Here is a 19,039-nt window from a genome sequence, read left to right as displayed (position 1 = left end):
ACGCCGACGGACCCCGGGACGGGGTTCGCCATCGGCTTCGAGTACGTGCGCATGCCCGCATCGTGACAGAGCCACCGGCCGTCGCTCACCTGCTTTTCCGGGCGCCACCGGCCGCCGTTCAGCTGATCCGGTGGTCGAAGGTGTAGGAGACGGCGTCCTCACCGTGTACCCCGTGCGCGGTTCCGCTGCCGGAGAGGCCGGTCAGTTCGCCGGTGCCGGAGCCGGGCACGACCTCGAACGTGGACCGCACCGTCTTCAGGTCGAAGCTCCATTCGTGCCGGACCAGGAAGGTGCCGCGGCGGCCGGCGAGGGTGCCGTCGAACCGTTCGAACCCGGGTGACGTCGTGTCGCCGCCGTCGTAGCCCTCGCCGGGGTAGTACAGCAGGTAGTCACTGGTCGTTTCGCCCTCGAACTCGCCGGTGTAGGTCATCGCGGCGTGCACCGCGGCCACCCGTGGGCCGCCTTCGGTGCCGCTGACCAGGTGCTCTTCCCATTTCGTCATGGTGAAAGTGTTCATGGGGGTAGTGCACCAGCCATTCCTGTCATCTTCTGTCAGGTATTTCGGCCATACTTGCCACCATGCGTGCCGGCCGTCTGCTCACCGCTCTTCTGCTGCTGCAGAACCGCGGCCGGATGACCGCCGAGGAGCTGGCCGCGGAGCTGGAGGTCTCGGTGCGCACGGTGTACCGGGACATCGAGGCGCTGTCCGCTTCGGGCGTGCCGGTGTATGCCGACCGCGGGCGCAACGGCGGCTATCAGCTCGTCGCGGGGTACCGGACCCGGCTGACCGGGCTCACCGAGGAGGAGGCGCAATCGCTTTCGTTGGCCGGGCTGCCGTCTGCGGCGGCGGAACTGGGGCTGGGCACGGTGCTCGCGGCGGCCCAGCTGAAGCTGTCCGCGGCCTTGCCGCCGGAGCTGCGTGGCCGGGCCGGGCGGATCGCCGAACGGTTCCACCTCGACGTGCCGGGCTGGCACCGGGGGATCGAAAGCCTGCCGGTGCTGTCCGCCGTCGCCGACGCGGTGTGGTCTGCGCGCCGGATCCGGGTGCGTTACGAAAGGTGGGGACCGCGCGAGGTCGAACGCACACTGGAGCCGCTCGGCCTGGTCCTCAAGGCGGGCAACTGGTACGTGGTGGCCCGCAGCGCCGGGGCCGAGCGCACCTACCGGGTCTCGCGTATCCGCGAGCTGACCGATCTCGGCGAGCAGTTCGAGCGACCGGCGGAATTCGACCTCGCCGGTTACTGGCAGGAGTGGTCCGCGCAGTTCGAACGGCGGATGTATTCGCGCCCCGCGACGGTGCGGCTGTCTCCGCGCGCGCAGGCTCTCGTACCGTTCTACGCGGGCAGTGTGGGTGCCCGGGCCTTGCAAGCGGCGCTCGACGGCGGGGCGGAACCCGACGGCGAGGGCTGGCTCACCATCCGGCTGCCGGTCGAGCCGGGGGAGCCGGCGATCGGTGAGCTGTTGCGCTTCGGCCCGCACCTGGAGGTGCTCGAACCCGCGGACCTGCGGGCAGAGGTGGCCGCGGCGATCGAGGAGATGGGCAGGATTCATGGCTGAACTGGACGGCGTACGGATCGGTGTCACCGCCGAACGCCGCGCGGACGACCTGATCGGCGCCCTGGCCCGATACGGCGCGGAGGTCCGGCACGCGCCGACCATCACGATCGTGCCCCTTGACGACGATCCTCAGCTACGCAGTGACACGGAAGACGTGCTGACCGCGCCGGTCGGCTTCACCGCGATCACCACAGGCGCAGGGTTCCGCGGCTGGCTGGACGCTGCGGACGGCTGGGGGCGCAAGGACGAGCTGTTGCACGCCCTGTCTGTTTCGCGCATCTTCGCGCGTGGCCCGAAGGCTGTGGGTGCGTTACGCGGTGCGGGGTTGCGCGAGGAGTACTCAGCGCCCGACGAAAGCAACGAGGGACTCTTCGGCGCGCTCACCACTGCGGGCGTCGCGGGCGTACGCGTCGCTGTGCAGCTACACGGTACGACGCTGCCCGAGTTTCTCGACCCGCTTGCTGCGGCAGGGGCCGCTGTGGTCGCCGTACAGCCTTACCGTTGGCATTCGCCGCCGAACACCGCGCCGGTGTTCTCCTTGATCCACGAAGTGCTGTCGGGCGAACTCGAAGCGCTGGTGTTCACGAGCGCTCCCGCAGCGACCAACTTCCTCACCCTCGCCGACCAACTCGGCCGTGGCGACGAGCTACGCGCTGTGCTGCGCCGTGGCACGACCGTTTGCGCGTGCGTCGGACCGGTCACTGCTGCGCCGCTGGAAGCCGCTGGCATCCGTACGCTGCAACCCGAACGGCAGCGGCTAGGCGCTTTGGTGAAGCTGCTGGTCCGCCGTTTCGGAGGTCTGTGAAGGGGCCCTTCACGGACGCTGAGTCTGTGAAGGGCCCCTTCACGGCTTTGGGGTTAGGCGGTGGCGCGTTCGCGGCCGACGGCGTCCTCGCTCATGCCCTGGCGCCAGTAGCCGGTGAAGCAGATCGAGGTCTTGTCGAAGCCCCGCTCGCGGACTAGGTGGCGGCGGACCAGCTTGACCACGCTTGCTTCGCCGGACACCCACGCGTACGGGGCGCCGCCGGGCAGATCTGCCGCGCGTACGGCGTCCAGCAGCGATTCGCCGTGTGGGCGAGCGCCGCGGACCACCCAGTGCAGCTCTACCGTGGCGTCGGTCGTGAAGGTCTGACGCTCGGCGCTGTCCGGGATTTCCACGTACACGGTCGCGCGCGCCGAGCTGGGCAACGCTTCAAGGATCGCGCCGATCGCGGGCAGTGCCGTCTCGTCGCCCACCAACAGCTGCCAGCCGGTGCCGTCTGGGACCTCGTACAGGCCGTGCGGGCCGACGAAGGCGACCTGCGAGCCCACTTCCGCCTGCTCGGCCCACGTCGACGCTGGGCCGCCGCTTTCCGCGTGCAGCACGAAGTCCACGTCGACCTCGCTGCTTTCCGGTCGCGCGGCGCGGACGGTGTACGTACGCATGTGCGGCCGTACTTCGTCCGGCATCGCCAGGTACGTGCGGTACCACGACAGCACCTCGCCACCGGTCGCCGGCGGCGGTAGCTCAGGGCGCTGCTGACCGGCGAGCGGGAAGAAGATCTTCATGTACGCGTCCGGAGCGGCTGGCCCCGCGGAGGCGAGGCTCGGGCAGTCGAACGTGATGCGAGCCATGTTCGGTGTGACCCGGCGCACCGCGGTGACCCGGCCGTGGTGATAGTTCAAGGTGCCCATTAGGTCAGGCTAACCTAAAAATCGGCCGATTAAAACAGGGTGCCGGGGCCATCCGCCGAGTCCGGTTCCACCTGTCGGCGGTACTTCCGCAGGTTCACCCGCGGACCGTCGGCGAGCACCCCTTCCGCCCGCAGCCGCTCCAGCTGCTCGTGCGCGAGGTGCGGCGCGGGGGTTCCGTCCGCGCGCAGGATCCGGTGCCAGGGCAAGTCGTGACCGTCCTCCGCGAGGACGCGTCCGACCAGGCGCGGGGACGGTGCACCGCTGAGCGCCGCGATGTCGCCGTACGTCGCGACGGTCCCCGCGGGTACGCCGGTGATGACCGCGCGTATCCGCTCGTGCAGTTCGTCGTCCATGACCCGGCAGACTACGACCCGTCAGACTACGACCCGGCAGACTACGAGGAGCGATACTCCGGCCGAGCGGTGTGCCGGTGCATCACCCGAGTGAGTCGACATGGTTCCATCGCTGATGTGCACGTGCGGAGAACAGGGACCGGACAGGCGCGCCTGGTGCGCCCGCCGGTCCCCGCCACACCCACGTTCACCTGGGACGACGGCGCGCGCCGGGTGCTGGCGGGCGCGGCCGGGTTCAGCCGGGTCCTCGGCGGCCCGGGCACCGGCAAGACGGCGTTGCTCGCCACCGCCGCGGCGCGCCGGATCGCCGAAGGCGCGGACCCGGAATCCGTGCTCGTCCTCACCACTTCGCGTAAGGCGGCCGACGCGCTCCGCGCCGACATCACGCGACGGCTGACCTCGGACCCCGATTCACCATCCGCGTTGCCGCGCACCGTGAGCGAACCGTTGGTCCGCACCGTGCATTCATACGCCTTTTCGTTGCTGCGTCTCGAAGCTCGGGCCGAGGAGCTGCCCCCGCCGCGGTTGCTCGCCGGCGCCGAACAGGACGTGGTCGTGCGGGAGCTGCTCGAAGGCGACCTGGACCGCGGCGCGCTCGACTGGCCGGAGCAGCTGCGTCCCGCGCTCACCGTGCCCGGCTTCGCCGAGGAGCTGCGCGACCTGCTGATGCGGGCCGCCGAACGCGGGCTCGGGCCGGAGGATCTGGCCGAGCTGGGGCGGCGCCAGGACCGCGAGGAATGGATCGCGGCCGGGCGGTTCTGGGCGCAGTACGAGGAGGTCACCCAGCTGCAGGGGGCCGCACTGGGGCAGCGGGGCGCACCCGCGCTCGACGCGGCCGAGCTGGTCACCTCGGCGCTGCTCGCCCTGGAGGACGACGAGGAGCTGCGGGACCGCGAGCGCACCCGGGTACGCCACCTGTTCGTGGACGACGCGCACCACCTCGATCCGTTGCAGATCCAGCTGATCCGTACGATCGGGCACACTGCGGCCGAGTTCGTCGTGGCGGGCGACCCGGACCAGTCGGTGTTCTCCTTCCGCGGGGCGGATCCGCGGCTTTTCGCGGACGCTGACACCGACGGCGACCGCACCGTGGTACTGACCGTCTCGCACCGTCTCGCGCCGACCGTCCGCGCCGCGGTGACGAAGCTCGGCGCCACCCTGCCAGGTGCTTCGGCGCACCGCAAACTCCTTAGTCCACAAGGGAAACGAGGCGGCCGGGTCCGGGTCCGGCTGATGCCGACCCCGGCCGCGGAGGCGAGCTGGATCGCCGACCAGCTGCGGCGCGCGCACCTGGTGGACGGGGTGGCGTGGGCGGACATGGCGGTGCTGGTCCGGTCCCCGGCGCGCACTTTCCTGGTGCTGCAGCGTGCTTTGCGGGCGGCGGGGGTGCCGATCGGCTCGGCGACCGAGGAGCTGCCGCTGGCCAGGCATTCCGCGGTGCGGCCGTTGCTGGCGGTGCTGCGGGTGGCCGCGGAGCCGGACCTGCTGGACGTCGATCTCGCGGAAATGCTGCTCTCCTCGACGCTCGGCGGGGCCGATCCGCTCGCGCTGCGCCGGTTGCGTCGTGGCCTGCGCCGGCTGGAGCTGGCCGGCGGCGGACAGCGCGCCAGCGACGAACTGCTGGTCGAAGCCTTGCGCGGCGGGGACATCCTGGCCGGCCTCGCGGACGTGGAGGCCACGCCGGTTCGCCGGGTGGCGACGCTGCTGAGCGTCACGCACCAGGCTGTGCGCCGCGAAGACGGCGTCGAGCAGGTGCTGTGGAAGCTGTGGCAGGCCAGCGGGCTGCAGGACCGGATGCTGCGGTTGGTCGAGCGTGGTGGTTCGCTTGGTGCACAGGCGGATCGGGACCTGGACGCCGTGGTGGCCTTGTTCGACGCCGCAGGCCGCTACGCGGATCGGCTGCCCAAGGCGAGTGTCGCGGCATTTGCCGATTACCTGTCCTCGCAGAACATCGCAGGGGACACGCTCGCGCCTGCGGCGATTCCGGGTGAAGGAGTCTCACTGCTCACCGCACATGCCGCTGCCGGTCGTGAATGGACAGTGGTGGCCGTAGCGGGTGTCCAAGAGGGAGCGTGGCCGGATTTGCGGCTGCGCGGCTCGTTGCTGGGTGTCGAGCGGCTGGTCGATCTGCTGTCCGGAGTGGACGAACACGACCGGGTGTCCGCCATCGCGCCGATCCTCGCCGAGGAACGGCGGCTGTTCTACCTCGCCGCGAGCCGGGCGCGCCGGACGCTGCTGGTCACCGCGGTGGCCGGGGAGGATGAACAGCCGTCCCGGTTTCTGGACGAGCTGGAGGAGAACGGCGCCGACGACGGTGCGCTCGACTCTCGGATGAAACCGCCGGGGCGCTCGCTGGTACTGGCCGAGCTGGTCGGCGAGCTGCGCGAAGTGGTGTGCGACGAGAAGACCGAGCCACAGCGCCGGGAGCGCGCCGCCACGCAGCTCGCCCGCCTCGCCGCGGCCGGGGTGCCGGGGGCGCATCCGGACACCTGGTACGGCCTGCTCGGACCGTCCACAGCGGACCCGGTGCACGGACCCGGCGACCTGATGCGGATCTCTCCGTCCACTGTGGAAATACTGGTCAAATGCCCGCTGCGCTGGCTGATCGAACGGCACGGCGGCAGCGACCCGGCACAGCTGGCCGCGGTCACCGGCACACTCGTGCATGGGCTGGCGCAAGCGGTGGCCGGGGGCAGTACCGAGGAACAGATCCAGGCCGCGCTCGACGAGGCCTGGGCGCGGGTGGACGCCGGTGCCCCGTGGTTCTCCCGGCGCGAGCGGTCCCGGGTCGAGCAGATGCTGCGGAACTTCGTGACCTGGCTGGAGGTTTCCCGGCGCGAGCTGATCGAGGCCGGGGTCGAACAGGACATCGAGGTCGAGCTGCCGATGGGTGACGGCGAGGTGCGTGTGCTGCTGCGCGGCCGGGTCGACCGGGTCGAGCTGGACAAGAACGGCCGCCCCGTGATCGTGGACATCAAGACCGGCAAGGTGCCGGTTTCCGCTGCAGACGCGGAAAAGCACCCGCAGCTGGCGGCCTATCAGCTCGCGGTGCTGCTCGGGGCGATCGAGGGCAAGCAGGCGCCGGGTGGTGCGCGGCTGGTGTACGTCGCGAAGCAGAGCAACAAAACCGGTGCCACCCAACGGGATCAGCCGCCGCTCGACGAGGAGGCCGGACGGGAGTGGCTGGACCTGGTGCGCGCGGCCGCGGGCGCCGCGGCCGGTCCGGACTACCAGGCGCACGAGAACGCCGACTGCGACCGGTGCCCGGCCCGCGGCTGCTGCCCGCTGCGCCCGGAAGGCAGGCAGGTGACCGGGCCGTGAGCGGATTGCCTGCGGCGAACCCGGTTGCACCCGCGGAGATCGCCGACGCGCTCGGCCTGCACCGGCCGACCCCGGAACAGGCGACGGTGATCGCGTCCCCGGTGGAACCCTCGCTGGTGGTCGCCGGTGCCGGTGCGGGAAAGACCGAGACCATGGCCGCCCGGGTGGTCTGGCTGGTCGCGAACGGCGTGGTGAGCCCGGAACGCGTGCTCGGCCTCACCTTCACCCGCAAGGCCGCCCGTCAGCTCGGCGAACGCGTGCGTGCCCGGCTGCGGCGGCTGGCCGGTTCCGGCTTGCTCGACCGCATCGACCCGAGTGGCGGGCTCCGCGCGACCGTGGTGGCGGGCGAGCCGACCGTGCTGACTTATCACGCGTACGCCGGGCGGCTGCTGTCCGAGCACGGGTTGCGGCTGCCGGTGCAACCCGGGGTCCGGCTGCTGTCCGAGACCTCGTCGTGGCAGCTCGCGCACCGGGTGGTGTCCACTTGGGACAATGACCTGGACACCGACCGGGTGCCCCCGACCGTGACCGCGCAGCTGCTCGCGCTGGCCGGAGAGCTGGGCGAGCACCTGGTGGACACGGACAAACTCGCGCAGTACACCGCCTGGTTGTGCGAAGTGATTGAGAACGCCCCGCGTGCCAAGGGACAGCGGGCGGCGTTACCGGTCAAACTGCAGGAAGTGCTTTCCGCGCAACGGTTCCGGCTCGCCCTGCTGCCGTTGGTCGAGGACTACCACCGGCGTAAACGAGCCGAGGGAGCGCTGGACTTCGCCGACCAGATGTCGCTGGCGGCGCACCTGGCCGCGGGCTATCCGGCCGTGGTGACCGGGGAACGCGAGCGGTACGGCGCGGTGCTGCTCGACGAATACCAGGACACCGGGCACGCGCAACGTGTGTTGCTGCGGTCGTTGTTCGGCGGTGACGGGCATCCGGCGATGCCGGTGACCGCGGTGGGCGATCCGGCGCAGGCGATCTACGGCTGGCGTGGGGCGAGTGCGGCCAACCTGCCGCGGTTCACCACCGACTTTCCGCGCCAGAGCGGGCAAAAACTCGTTCCGGCGCACGAATTCGGCCTGCTCACCAGCTTCCGCAATCCGCCGGAAGTGCTTGCCCTGGCCAACGCGATCTCCGAGCCACTGCGGCAGCGGGGGCTCGGCGTGGCACGGCTGCGGTCCCGCGAGGGCGCGGGACCGGCGGACATCGAGGTGGCGCTGCTGTCCGACGTCCGGGCGGAACGGGAATGGGTGGCCGGCGCGCTGGCCCGGCGCTGGCACGCGGAGCGTGAGGAGACCGGCAAACCGCCGTCCGCCGCAGTGCTGGTGCGCCGCCGTGCCGACATGGCCCCGATCGCCGCCGAACTGCGGATGCGCGGCCTGCCGGTGGAAGTCGTCGGGCTGGGCGGGCTGCTCGACGAACCGGAAGTCGCCGATCTGGTCGCCACCCTGCGGGTGCTGGCCGACCCGTTGGCCGGCAGTGCGGCCGCGCGGTTGCTCACCGGCTCGCGCTGGCGGATCGCGGCCGCCGACGTGGCCGCGTTGTGGCGGCGGGCCAACGAACTCTCCTCACCGGCGCCGCGCACCGAGGGCGGGGATGAGCCGGTGCTGGTGGCCGAGCGCGCCGAGCAGGCCGGGCTGATCGACGCCGTGGACGAACCCGGTGCGCCGGAACGTTATTCCGCGGACGGCTACCGGCGGATCCGGCGGGTGGGCGCGGAGCTGACCGCACTGCGTCGCCGGCTGGACCAGTCGCTGCCGGAACTCGTCGCCGACGTCGAACGCACCATGCTGCTCGACGTCGAATCGCTCGCGCGTCCCGGTTCGGCCGGGCGAGCGCACCTGGACGCGTTCGCCGAGGTGGTCACCGACTACGCGGAGACCGCGCCCACCGCGACGCTCCTGTCCTTTGTGGACTACTTGACCACGGCGGTGCACGCGGAAGATGGCCTCACTCCGGGTGAAGTGCAAGTCGTGCCCGACCGAGTGCAGGTGCTGACCGTGCACTCCGCGAAGGGGCTGGAGTGGGAAGTGGTCGCTGTGCCGCATCTGGTCGCCGAGGTGTTTCCGAGCAAGCGACGGTCGTCGTCCTGGTTGCGCACCGCTACCGCGTTGCCCGCGCATCTGCGCGGTGACTTCGCGGATCTGCCGAAATTGCAAGTGTCCGAAGGGTTTGACCGCAAGGAAGTACAGGAAGCGCTCGAACTGCACGAGGAGGGCTTCGTTGCGAAAGAGGCCGACGAGGAGCGACGGCTGTGCTACGTCGCGCTGACGCGTTCCGAGCGTGCGCTGCTCGTTTCCGGGCACTGGTGGAACGAAAGCAGCGCTCGGGCCAAGGGGCCGTCGGTTTTCCTGACCGAGATCGCCGAAGTACTGCGTACGGCCGAGTCGCCGCTGGGCGTGCTCGCGGCGTGGGCAGACGAACCGGGGGAGGGCGAAGAAAACCCGCTCGTGGCCGATTCCCGCACGGCGACCTGGCCGGTCGACCCGCTCGGCGAACGGCGCACGGGCGTGCGCGCCGGAGTGACCATGGTGCTCGCGAAAATGACCGCACTGGCGGAAAAACCCGAGCCCGAACCGGAGTCCGAACCGGAGTCCGAACCGGAGTCCGAACCGGAGTCCGAACCGGAGTCCGAACCGGAGTCCGGACCGATTCCGGCGGCCGACGATGACGAGATCCCCCTGCCGCCGGAGCCGGAAGAGGAATTCCCCGACGACGAGTACACAGAGGACGATGCGGACCCGGTCGATCCCGAAGACCCGGACGGCTGGGTGGCCGACACCGACGTGCTGCTCGCCGAACGTGCCCGCGCTCAGTCCACTGTGGAGCGAGTGGCCCTGCCCGCGCACCTGAGCGTGAGCCAGCTGGTCGATCTCGCCGCCGATCCGGCCGCGCTGGCCCAGCGGCTACGTCGGCCGCTTCCGTTGCCGCCCAGCACTTTCGCTCGCCGGGGTACGGCCTTCCACAGCTGGCTGGAACAGCGATTCACCGGCGACGGCCTGCTGGAGATCGACGATCTGCCCGGCGCCGCAGACCACGGCGCGGCCCCGGACAGCGATTTCGCGGACCTGCAAGAAGCTTTCGAACACAGCGAATGGGCCGACCGGGTGCCGGTCGCCGTGGAGGTGCCGTTTTCCGCCGATGTGGAGGGCATCACCGTGCGCGGGCGGATGGACGCGGTGTACCCGGACCCGGACGGCGGCTGGACCGTGGTCGACTGGAAGACCGGCGCGGCGCCTTCGGCCGAACGTCTGCCCGCGCTGGCCGTGCAGCTCGGCGCGTACCGGCTGGCCTGGGCGGCGCTGCGGAAGGTCCCGGTGGACCGGGTCCGCGCCGCCTTCCACTACGTGCGCCACGACCACACCCTGCGCCCGGCCGACCTGCTGGACGCCGAAGGCCTGCGTGCGTTGCTGCGCGAGGTGCCGCAGGAATGACCTGCACCCGGCCCACCATTCGCGCTCGGGCGCCGGGCGGGGGCTGTGAAGGGACCCTTCACAGCCCCAGAGTCCGTGAAGGGCCCCTTCACAGCTCCCGGCTCCACTGCAACGGATGTGCGGCGGGTGGCCGTGGGATATCCTCCCGCTTGTGCGTGACGACGGACCGCCGCGTGACGCCGGAGCAGGGCAAACGGTGAAAACGAAGGCACGGTGAAATGAAGGCTCTGCGGCGGCTGCCGCTCAACGTCCGGCTCAACGACCGGCCCGACCACGAGCTCGTCGGCGTGATCAGGATGCCCGAGCTGACCGTCAGCCCGATGCGCTCGATCGTCAAGCGGATCATCGGTGCGCTGCTGGCCCTGCTGGCCACGGTGCTGATCGTGTACGCCGACCGCGGCGGCTACCGCGACGCGAACGGCGACGGGGTGTCCTTCCTGGACGCGATCTACTACTCGACCGTTTCGCTGTCCACCACCGGCTACGGCGACATCGCCCCGGCGACCGATTCGGCCCGGCTGGTGAACATCGTGATCATCACCCCGCTGCGGGTGCTCTTCCTGATCGTCCTCGTCGGTACCACGCTGGAGGTGCTCACCGAGCGCTCCCGGCAGGCATTCAAGATCCAGAAGTGGAGGACGAAGGTGCGCGACCACACCGTCGTCGTCGGATTCGGCACCAAGGGCCGCTCGGCGATCAACGCCCTGCTCGGCGACGAGGAGGTCCAGCCGAACCAGATCGTCGTGGTGGACACCGATCAGCAGGCGCTGGACGCGGCGAGCGCGCTCGGCCTGGTGACCGTGCACGGTTCGGCCACCCGCGCCGACGTGCTGCGGGTCGCCGGTGCCCACCACGCGCGCGCCGTCGTGGTCGCGCCGAACCGGGACGACACCGCGGTGCTGGTCACGCTGACCGCGCGGGAGCTGGCGCCGAAGGCGCACATCGTGGCGTCCGTGCGCGAGGCGGAGAACGTCCACCTGCTCAAGCAGTCGGGCGCGAACCAGGTGGTGGTTTCGAGCGAGACCGCCGGCCGGCTGCTCGGCATGGCGACGTCGAGCCCACTCGTGGTGGACATGGTCGAGGACCTGCTGACCCCGGAGTCCGGGCTGGCCATCGCGGAACGCCCGGTGGAACCGGCCGAGGAGGGCGGTTCGCCGCGGCACCTGCCCGACATCGTGCTCGGCCTGGTCCGCGGCGGGGTGCTCTACCGGGTGGACGCCCCGCAGTCGGACGCGATCGAACCGGGTGACCGGCTGGTCTACGTCAAGAAGGTCACCCAGGTCGAGGAGATCGAGCGCTGAACCGGTGTGACATGGCCGACGCCGGATTCCGGCGCGCGGCCGGGTTCGCCGCCGGAAAGCCCAGCTAGGGCTGCTGCGCCGGGCCCACCCGGACGCGGCCGCCGCTGGGTTTTGCCGGGGCGATCTGGAAGCATGGCGGCGTGCAGGTTTCCGACCCAGCGAGCAAGAGCCCGGTCCAGCGGTGGCTGCAGGTGGGCATCCCGGTGGTCACCGGCGTGGCCATCGTGCTGCTCGCCTGGTTCGCCGGCCCGGGCCTGTTCGGCATCGCCCCACAGGTCGCGGGCGCCCCGGTCGCCGCGCAGGTCACCAAGCCGGTCGACTGCACGGGCGGCGGCAGCGGTGAGGCGGTGCGGTTCCAGCTCGGCGGCAAGACCCGCGAGGGCACCCTGGACAGCTGCGGGCACGGCAAGGACGAGCACGTCCAGGTGGTCGTGCCGGACAACGCGGCGGCCGAGGGCACGGTGGCGGTCACCGCCGCCGACGCCACCAGCGGTTCGCACGACCCGCGCGCTCCGATCGCGCTGGCGCTGCTGGTGTTCGCCTGCTTCTGCGGCGGGATGTACGCGTTCCTGGTGATCCGCGGACCCGGGCGGCTGGCCCTGCTGAGCAGCTGATCAGCTCACCGCGGACGAAGGCGCGGAGAAGGTGTTGCAGTCGACGATCCGGTTGTCCTTCGCGCCGGTGCGCCACCACTGCGCGTAATGCGCGTTGGTGCCGTGGTCGTGGCTGCGCGAGGTGTTGTCCCCACGGGTTTCCTGGTCGTTCCAAGCCTTGTTGTACATCTCGCGGGTGACGGTGCCCTCGTCGACGTGCGCGCCGAGGAACATGCCGGAAAAGCACTGCGCCTGCAGTTCCTTGCGCCGGGACAGCTCCAGCCCGGTCGCGCTGTTCTGGCCCGCGGCGTAGATCTTCTGCCAGACCGCGTCCATGATGCCCGCGACCTCCTGTACGTGGTGGCCGTACTCGTGCGCGAACAACGCCAGGTAGACGCCGGGGTTGTTGCCGTACTGGTCGGTTTGCAGGCCCTTGAACGGGACGTACAGGTTGTTCTCGCAGTAGTAGGCCGCGGTCGCGATGCCGACCTGGATGGAGCCGCAGGCGGTCTCGAAGCTCGGCCCGGTCGGGAAGTGCAGCGTGGGCGGGGTGAACGGCAGGTTGTAGGACTCCAGGAACGGCCCCCACGCGGCGTCGAGGCATTTGCTCGCCGCGGTGAAGAAGGCTTCCGCGCCGTCCGGCGTGCTCTGCCAGGCGGGCAGCTCGCAGGACAGGTTCTTCAGCCCCGCGTTCGGATCCTGCAGGATCGGGTGCTCGCTCAGCTTGAGGATCTTGTGCGGGCCGGACTCGGTCGAGGAGGAGGACGGGACCGGGGAGCTGGTCCGCACCGGGGGCGGGCTGTTCACCGGGCTGTTGTCCGGCGGCAGCTGGTACGCCGAGGTCGGCGCCTTCGGGCTTTGAAGTCCGGTGTTGCTGCGCTGCCCGCCGGAGCGGTTCAGCGCGACGATCGCCACCACCCCGAGTACCAGCACCACGACCGCGCCGAGGCAGAGCCCGATGATCAGCCCGGCCGGCTTGCGCTGCGGCGGGGGCGGCGGCCGGTGCGGCCACCCAGGCGGCGGCCCCATCGGCGGCGGACCCGCGTGCGTGGCCTGCGGTCCCCTCGGCTGGGCGAGCGGAGGTCCCAGCGGGCCGCTGCCCGGAGGCGGTCCCATCGGCAGTCCGGATGGCGGCGGGCCGTAGGGCGGTTGCGTCATCAGGACATTCCCGGTGGGTCTCGGCGCGGGCCGGCGTCCCCGGCTCGTCGTTCAGCATATCGGGGGATGACCCGGGTTCCGCAGCACTTTGCCCGTTCTGCCCCGGTGCCGGGACGTCACCCCAGGTCTGGCCTGGTGCGGAACCCTCTGGAAGAGTGACGGCAGCAAGTGCAGGGCGGCGCAGACGAGGGGCTTCGATGACTGACACACCCGGTTCGCCCGGTTCCGGCGAGGACTCGCCGACGCCGGGCCAGGGCATCCCGGTGCCCGGGGCGTCCGGGGCCGCACAGACCCCGCCACCGGGTGATGTCGGCGCCGGGGAACCGGCGAAGCCGGACGACACGGCGGGAGATGCCGGGCAGCCGTCATCCGGTGGGGTCACGGGGGATTCCGGGCCGCCGGTCACGCTGCCGCCGGACGCCGTCGCGAAGGTTCCCGGACAGCCGTCGAGTGCTGGGCAGCCGCCGTCGCCGGAGGTTCCCGCGCAGCCGGGAAGCGCTCCGCACGCCGATGCCGTGCCGCCGGGATGGACGCCGCCGCCGAGCGTGAGCGGGCAGTGGCAGGCCCCTGGTTCGCCACCCCCGCCGCCACCGTCGTACCAGGGTGGGCACGGCTATGGCCCGCCGCGCGGCTGGAACCCGCAGGGACTCGGCAAGCCGGGCGTGATCGCGTTGCGGCCGTTGAACATCAGCGATCTGCTCGACGGCGCGATCACCGCGATCCGCCGGTATCCGCTGCTCATCCTCGGGGTGTCCGCGATCGTCGCGGTGGTCACCGCGGGGCTGAATCTGGTGGTCTCGCTGCTGATCGTGCCCGATTTCGAGCGGGTGGCCCGGATCGGCCCGGCGGCCAGCCAGGCCGAGCAGCTGAACGCGCTGTACAACCTGCTCGGCTCGACGCTGCTGAGCCTGGTCCCGTCGCTGGTGATCGGGCTGCTCGGGCAGGCCTTCCTGACCGGGTTCCTCACCGTGGTGATGGGCAAGGCGGTGCTCGGCCGCCCGGTCGGCTTCCGGTCCGCGATGAGTGAAGCCGCGCCGCGGTTGCTGCGGCTGCTCGTGCTGACCGTCCTCTACGGCGCCGCGGTGCTGACCGCCTGCGCGGCCGGCGCGGGGGTCGCGGTGCTGCTCGGGCTGGCGCTCGGCCCGGTCGCGATCCTGTTCGGGGTGCTCGCGGTGATCCTGCCGGTCATCCCGTACGTGTTCTGGTCGCTGGCCGGTGCGGCGCTGGTGCTCGAACGCGGCACGATCAGGCAGGCGTTCGCCCGCTCGGTCAAGCTGGTGACCGGGTCGTTCTGGCGGGTGTTCGGCGTGCTGCTGCTGGCCGCGATCATCGGCTGGCTGATCACCATGATCATCGGCATCCCGTTCAGCGTCGGTTCGGGTGCCCTCAGCGGCATGTTCGACCCGCAGAACGCGTCGTTGCCGCAGGTGAGCACCGGTGGGCTGGTCCTGCAGTCGGTGGGCGCGGTGATCGCCTCGACCCTCGTCACGCCGTTCACCGCGCTGGTCACCGTGCTGCTCTACATCGACCAGCGGATGCGGCGCGAGGGCATGGACATCGAGCTGGCCAGGGCAGCGGGCCTGCAGCCGCCGCAGGCGTGGTGATCTTCCGGCTCACCGACGTCCCGGTCGACATCGACCGGGACCCGGCTCGGCTGCGGGCGATCGAGGAGCTGCGGGATCCGGCGTACCCGGCCGCGCGGCCGGGGCTGTTCCAGCAGATCATGCAGTGGCTGGGGCAGCGGATCTCCGAGCTACTCGCCGAGCTCGACGGCGTCCCCGGCGGTCCGCTGGGCGTGCTGTTGGTGCTGGGGCTGCTGATCGTGCTGATTGTCGTGGTGCGGTTGAGGATCGGGCGGGTCGGCCGGGCCGCGCGAGCCGCCGGCGAGGTGTTCACCGGGCGTCGTCGCTCCGCTGACGAGTACCGGCGTGCTGCCGGGGAAGCTGCTGCGCGCGGGCAGCTCGCAGACGCAGTGCGGGAGCGCTTCCGAGCGCTGGTGCGGGGTTTGGAGGAACGGACGGTGCTCGAAGACCGTTCCGGCCGCACCGCGGACGAGGCCGCCGCGGAGGCCGGTGTGGTGCTGCCGGGCCTTGCCGAAGACCTTGCCGCCGCGGCCCGTCTGTTCGACGACGTGCACTACGGCGGACGGCCCGGCACCGAGGCCGGTTACCGGATGCTGACCGGGCTCGACGAGCGTGTCCAGCGGGCGAAGCCGGTTCTGGTGGACGCGTGAGCACTTCGGTTTCCCCTGATCTGCAGCGGATTTGGCGGGGCGCGCGGGTCCCGCTGGCGGTTCTGCTGCTGATCGTGCTGACCGCGCTGGTTCTCGTGCTCAGCCGAGGCGACCAGACCAGTGGCGATCTCGAACCGGGTTCCTACGAGCCGGGCGGCAGCCACGCGCTCGCGCATCTGCTGGAGCAGGAAGGCGTGGAAATCAGTGCCGTGCACACGCTTGCCGAAGCACGAGAAGCGGGCGACGGTGGCACGTTGCTCGTCACCAATCCGGATCTCGTGCCGGGCAACGGGTTGTCCGAGCTGAGCCGTCGTGTCGCGCACCTCGTGCTCATCGCGCCCGGTCCCAGTTCGCTCGCGCAGACCGTGCCGTCGGTGAAGGTGAACGGCAGCGGAGGCGAGCGTGTGCTGGAGCCGGATTGCACCGTCGGCGCGGCTGTCGCTGCGGGCACGGCGACCCTTGGCGGCGGGCATTACCGGACCGGAGACCGGACTGCGCGCTTGTGTTACCAGGCGACTTTCGTGCAGCTGGGCGGTCCTTCCGGCACGACCACCGTGGTCGGTACCGGAACCCCGTTGACCAACGATCGGATCGCGGACGAGGGCAACGCGGCGTTCGGCATGCGGTTGCTCGGCGATCACCCGCGGCTGGTCTGGTACGTGCCTTCGACCGCGGATCCCGCTTTGGCGAGCCGGCAGAAGCCGTTCGTCGAGCTGATCCCGCCCGGCTGGCGTTACGGTGCGTTGACCGCGGGGATCGCCGTGGTGCTGTTCGCCTTGTGGCGGGCACGCCGGCTGGGGCCGGTGGTACGGGAGCCGCTGCCGATCGTGGTGCGGGCGGCGGAAACGGCCGAAGGTCGCGCGCGGCTGTACCGCCGGGGCGGCGCGGCCGGACACGCCGGGGAGACGCTGCGGGAGGCCGCTCGCGGGCGGTTGCGGACGAGACTGGGGCTGCCGCGAGAGGCGGAGCCGTCCGCCGTCGTGGAGACGGTGTGCGCGCGGACCGGCCGTGCCGCGGCCGACGTCGGCGCGGTGCTCTGCGGTCCGCCGGTGCGGGACGAGCCCGCGCTCGTGCGGCTGGCGGACGAACTGGACAGGGTGGAACGAGAGGTGGAGCGTTCGTGAGTACCGAACAGGCCCCGGACGACGCGCGGTCGGCGCTGATCGCGTTGCGCGCCGAGGTCGGAAAAGCTGTGGTGGGCAACGACGCGGCGGTCACCGGGCTGATCCTCGCGCTGCTCTGCCGGGGCCATGTGCTGCTCGAAGGCGTGCCCGGGGTGGCGAAAACGTTGCTGGTACGGGCGCTCGCCGCTTCGCTGGACCTGAAGACCACCCGGGTGCAGTTCACCCCGGACCTGATGCCGGGCGACGTCACCGGGTCCATTGTGTACGACGCGCACAGCGGCGAGTTCTCCTTCCGGGAAGGCCCGGTCTTCACGAACCTGATGCTCGCCGACGAAATCAACCGCACTCCGCCGAAAACGCAGTCCTCGCTGTTGGAAGCGATGGAGGAGCGGCAGGTGTCGATCGACGGGCGGACGCGTCCGCTGCCCGATCCGTTCATCGTGATCGCGACGCAGAACCCGGTGGAGTACGAGGGCACCTACCCGTTGCCCGAAGCGCAGCTGGACCGATTTCTGCTCAAGCTGACCATGCCCGCTCCGTCGCGAGAGGACGAAGTCGCCATCCTGTTGCGGCACGCGCAGGGGTTCGACCCGCGGGAGCTGGCCGCGGCCGGGGTGCGCCCGGTGGCCGGCGCGGCGGAGCTGGCCGCGGCCCGGCAGGCCGTGGCGAAGGTGACGGTCGGCCCGGAGGTGATCGGCTACGTGGTCGACCTGTGCCGGGCGACGCGGGAGCTGCCCGCCGTCCGGCTGGGCGTTTCCCCGCGTGGCGCAACGGGTTTGCTCGCCGTGACCCGGGCGTGGGCCTGGCTGGCAGGCCGCGATTACGCGACTCCGGACGACGTCAAGGCGCTCGCCCGGCCCGCTCTGCGGCACCGGCTCGACGTACGACCCGAGGCGGAGCTGGAGGGCGTCACCGCCGACGGTGTCCTGGACCGGGTGCTGGCCGCCGTGCCGGTGCCGCGTTGACGCGATGGCGCTGACCGGGCGGCTCGGGCTGCTGGCGTTGCTGGGGGCGCTGGTGGTGGGGCTGCTGTTCCCGTCTGTCACCGGCGTGCTCGCCGTGGTCGCGGTGCTGCTCGTCCTGGTCGCGGTGGACGTCGCGTTGGCCGGGAGCGTGCGAGCGCTGCAGTTTTCGCGCCGGGGAACGACTTCCGTCCGGCTCGGTGAGCGGGCTTCGGTGACGTTGCTGGTCGCCAACCCGGGCCGTCGCAGGGTTCGCGGGCTGCTGCGGGACGCGTGGCCGCCGAGTGCCCGCGCGGACGACCGGCATCGGGTGTCCGTGCCGCCGGGGGAGCGGCAGGCCTGCACCACGCAGCTGCGGCCGACCCGGCGAGGCGATCGCAGCGCGGCGCTGGTGACCGTGCGTGCCTTGGGGCCGTTGGGTTTGGCCGCTCGGCAGGGCTCGCACCAGGTGCCGTGGACGGTGCGGGTGCTGCCGCCGTTCCACAGCCGCAAGCACCTGCCTTCGCGGCTGGCCCGGCTGCAGCAGCTGGACGGCCGCAACGCGGTGCTGATCCGCGGCCAGGGCACGGAGTTCGATTCCTTGCGCGAGTACGTCATCGGTGACGACGTGCGCTCGATCGATTGGCGCGCGACCGCTCGCGCGTCGGAAGTGATGGTCCGGACCTGGCGCCCGGAACGTGACCGGCAGGTGGTGCTGGTCCTGGACACCGGCCGGGTCTCGGCAGGGCGCGTCGGTGATGCGCCCAGGCTGGACGCCGCGATGGACGCGGCCCTGCTGCTGGCCGCCCTCGCCTCGCGCGCCGGTGACCGGGTGGACCTGGTGGCCTACGACCGCCAGGTCCGCGCGTCGGTGCCGAACTCGAAGACCTTGCTGCCGTCGCTGGTCAACGCGCTCGCCCCGATCGAACCGTCCTTAGTGGAGACTGACGCCCGGGGAATGGTCGCGGAAGTGCTGCGCCGCACCCGTCGTCGTGCGCTGGTGGTGTTGCTGACCGGGCTGGAACCGGCGGCGCTGGAGGAAGGCCTGTTCCCGGTGCTGGGCTCGCTGACCGCGCGGCACGAAGTCCTGCTGGCCTCGGTGGCCGACCCCCGCGTGGCGGAAATGGCCCGCGCCCGTGGTGATGCCGAAGCGGTCTACGACGCTGCCGCCGCAGCTCGCACGCTGGCCGATCGCGAGTCGGCCGTGGCCCGCTTGACCCGTCGCGGCGTGGGCGTGGTGGACGCTGTTCCGGAGGAACTCCCGCCCGCGCTGGCGGACCGATACCTCGCCCTCAAAGCCGCCGGGAGGCTGTGAAGGGGCCCTTCACGGACTCAGAGTCCGTGAAGGGCCCCTTC

Annotated in this window: 15 protein-coding genes; 11 read left to right on the top strand and 4 right to left on the bottom strand. The window is 71.3% G+C overall.

Going from position 1 to position 19,039, the window contains the following annotated elements; genetic code table 11:
• Nucleotides 1-118 precede the first annotated feature (118 nt).
• Nucleotides 119-517 carry a DUF3224 domain-containing protein gene (locus ATK36_RS11315; protein WP_098511203.1) on the bottom strand — a complete coding sequence of 133 codons (399 nt, stop codon included), beginning with the start codon at nt 515-517 and terminating at the stop codon, nt 119-121.
• Nucleotides 518-579: 62 nt separating this feature from the next.
• On the opposite strand from ATK36_RS11315, the gene ATK36_RS11310 reads away from it, so the two are divergent.
• Nucleotides 580-1,557: a helix-turn-helix transcriptional regulator gene (locus tag ATK36_RS11310; protein WP_098511202.1), complete on the top strand. Its 978-nt coding sequence runs from the start codon at nt 580-582 to the stop codon at nt 1,555-1,557.
• Nucleotides 1,550-2,362 (top strand): uroporphyrinogen-III synthase, encoded by an 813-nt coding sequence (locus tag ATK36_RS11305; protein WP_098511201.1) that lies wholly within the window; start codon nt 1,550-1,552, stop codon nt 2,360-2,362. Before ATK36_RS11310 ends, ATK36_RS11305 begins: the two co-directional genes overlap by 8 nt.
• Before the next feature lie 53 nt (nt 2,363-2,415).
• On the opposite strand, the gene ATK36_RS11300 is transcribed toward ATK36_RS11305, so the two are convergent.
• Together ATK36_RS11300 and ATK36_RS11295 are read right to left on the bottom strand one after the other, a co-directional pair.
• On the bottom strand, nt 2,416-3,231 hold the full coding sequence (locus ATK36_RS11300; protein ID WP_098511200.1) for a siderophore-interacting protein: 816 nt from the start codon (nt 3,229-3,231) through the stop codon (nt 2,416-2,418).
• A gap of 29 nt (nt 3,232-3,260) precedes the next feature.
• Nucleotides 3,261-3,584, bottom strand: coding sequence for an MGMT family protein (locus tag ATK36_RS11295; protein ID WP_098511199.1), 324 nt, complete (start codon nt 3,582-3,584; stop codon nt 3,261-3,263).
• Nucleotides 3,585-3,740: 156 nt separating this feature from the next.
• Here ATK36_RS11295 and ATK36_RS11290 point away from each other — a divergent pair, with 156 nt between their 5' ends.
• The 4 genes from ATK36_RS11290 (at nt 3,741) to ATK36_RS11275 (ending at nt 12,248) form a co-directional block, all read left to right on the top strand.
• The gene (locus ATK36_RS11290; RefSeq protein WP_098511198.1) at nt 3,741-6,905 is read left to right on the top strand and encodes an ATP-dependent helicase; all 3,165 of its coding nucleotides are present in this window, start codon (nt 3,741-3,743) and stop codon (nt 6,903-6,905) included.
• A complete protein-coding gene (locus tag ATK36_RS11285) occupies nt 6,902-10,333 on the top strand; it encodes an ATP-dependent helicase (protein WP_098514802.1) in 3,432 nt (1,143 codons plus the stop codon). The genes ATK36_RS11290 and ATK36_RS11285 overlap by 4 nt, the downstream gene beginning before the upstream one ends.
• A gap of 218 nt (nt 10,334-10,551) precedes the next feature.
• Nucleotides 10,552-11,634 (top strand): potassium channel family protein, encoded by a 1,083-nt coding sequence (locus ATK36_RS11280; protein WP_098511197.1) that lies wholly within the window; start codon nt 10,552-10,554, stop codon nt 11,632-11,634.
• A gap of 140 nt (nt 11,635-11,774) precedes the next feature.
• On the top strand, nt 11,775-12,248 hold the full coding sequence (locus ATK36_RS11275; protein WP_342752003.1) for a hypothetical protein: 474 nt from the start codon (nt 11,775-11,777) through the stop codon (nt 12,246-12,248).
• Here the strand turns inward: ATK36_RS11275 and ATK36_RS11270 are convergent, their stop codons facing one another.
• On the bottom strand, nt 12,249-13,385 hold the full coding sequence (locus tag ATK36_RS11270; RefSeq protein ID WP_211291856.1) for a neutral zinc metallopeptidase: 1,137 nt from the start codon (nt 13,383-13,385) through the stop codon (nt 12,249-12,251).
• Nucleotides 13,386-13,582: 197 nt separating this feature from the next.
• Here ATK36_RS11270 and ATK36_RS11265 point away from each other — a divergent pair, with 197 nt between their 5' ends.
• From ATK36_RS11265 to ATK36_RS11245, 5 genes are read left to right on the top strand one after another with little or no spacing between them, the layout of a single operon-like run.
• Nucleotides 13,583-14,989, top strand: a complete 1,407-nt coding sequence (locus ATK36_RS11265) for a DUF7847 domain-containing protein (RefSeq protein ID WP_245914622.1) — start codon at nt 13,583-13,585, stop codon at nt 14,987-14,989.
• Nucleotides 14,983-15,618, top strand: coding sequence for a DUF4129 domain-containing protein (locus ATK36_RS11260; protein WP_098511194.1), 636 nt, complete (start codon nt 14,983-14,985; stop codon nt 15,616-15,618). Before ATK36_RS11265 ends, ATK36_RS11260 begins: the two co-directional genes overlap by 7 nt.
• The gene (locus ATK36_RS11255; protein WP_098511193.1) at nt 15,615-16,742 is read left to right on the top strand and encodes a DUF4350 domain-containing protein; all 1,128 of its coding nucleotides are present in this window, start codon (nt 15,615-15,617) and stop codon (nt 16,740-16,742) included. The genes ATK36_RS11260 and ATK36_RS11255 overlap by 4 nt, the downstream gene beginning before the upstream one ends.
• Entirely contained in the window at nt 16,739-17,707 is a 969-nt protein-coding gene (locus ATK36_RS11250) for an AAA family ATPase (RefSeq protein WP_098511192.1), read from the top strand. The genes ATK36_RS11255 and ATK36_RS11250 overlap by 4 nt, the downstream gene beginning before the upstream one ends.
• Before the next feature lie 4 nt (nt 17,708-17,711).
• The gene (locus ATK36_RS11245) at nt 17,712-18,998 is read left to right on the top strand and encodes a DUF58 domain-containing protein (protein WP_098511191.1); all 1,287 of its coding nucleotides are present in this window, start codon (nt 17,712-17,714) and stop codon (nt 18,996-18,998) included.
• Nucleotides 18,999-19,039 lie beyond the last annotated feature (41 nt).

This window comes from Amycolatopsis sulphurea (assembly GCF_002564045.1).
Taxonomy (GTDB): domain Bacteria; phylum Actinomycetota; class Actinomycetes; order Mycobacteriales; family Pseudonocardiaceae; genus Amycolatopsis; species Amycolatopsis sulphurea.
Note: the sequence above shows the minus strand (reverse complement) of the source record. Positions and strands in the feature narration are given on the sequence as shown.

Bases quoted from the DNA above. Each gene is read 5' to 3' on its own strand.
- ATK36_RS11295 (WP_098511199.1), bottom strand. From the start codon at position 3,584: ATGGACGACGAACTGCACGAGCGGATACGCGCGGTCATCACCGGCGTA.
- ATK36_RS11265 (WP_245914622.1), top strand. From the start codon at position 13,583: ATGACTGACACACCCGGTTCGCCCGGTTCCGGCGAGGACTCGCCGACG.
- ATK36_RS11270 (WP_211291856.1), bottom strand. From the start codon at position 13,385: ATGACGCAACCGCCCTACGGCCCGCCGCCATCCGGACTGCCGATGGGA.
- ATK36_RS11305 (WP_098511201.1), top strand. From the start codon at position 1,550: ATGGCTGAACTGGACGGCGTACGGATCGGTGTCACCGCCGAACGCCGC.
- ATK36_RS11300 (WP_098511200.1), bottom strand. From the start codon at position 3,231: ATGGGCACCTTGAACTATCACCACGGCCGGGTCACCGCGGTGCGCCGG.
- ATK36_RS11315 (WP_098511203.1), bottom strand. From the start codon at position 517: ATGAACACTTTCACCATGACGAAATGGGAAGAGCACCTGGTCAGCGGC.
- ATK36_RS11280 (WP_098511197.1), top strand. From the start codon at position 10,552: ATGAAGGCTCTGCGGCGGCTGCCGCTCAACGTCCGGCTCAACGACCGG.
- ATK36_RS11310 (WP_098511202.1), top strand. From the start codon at position 580: ATGCGTGCCGGCCGTCTGCTCACCGCTCTTCTGCTGCTGCAGAACCGC.
- ATK36_RS11245 (WP_098511191.1), top strand. From the start codon at position 17,712: ATGGCGCTGACCGGGCGGCTCGGGCTGCTGGCGTTGCTGGGGGCGCTG.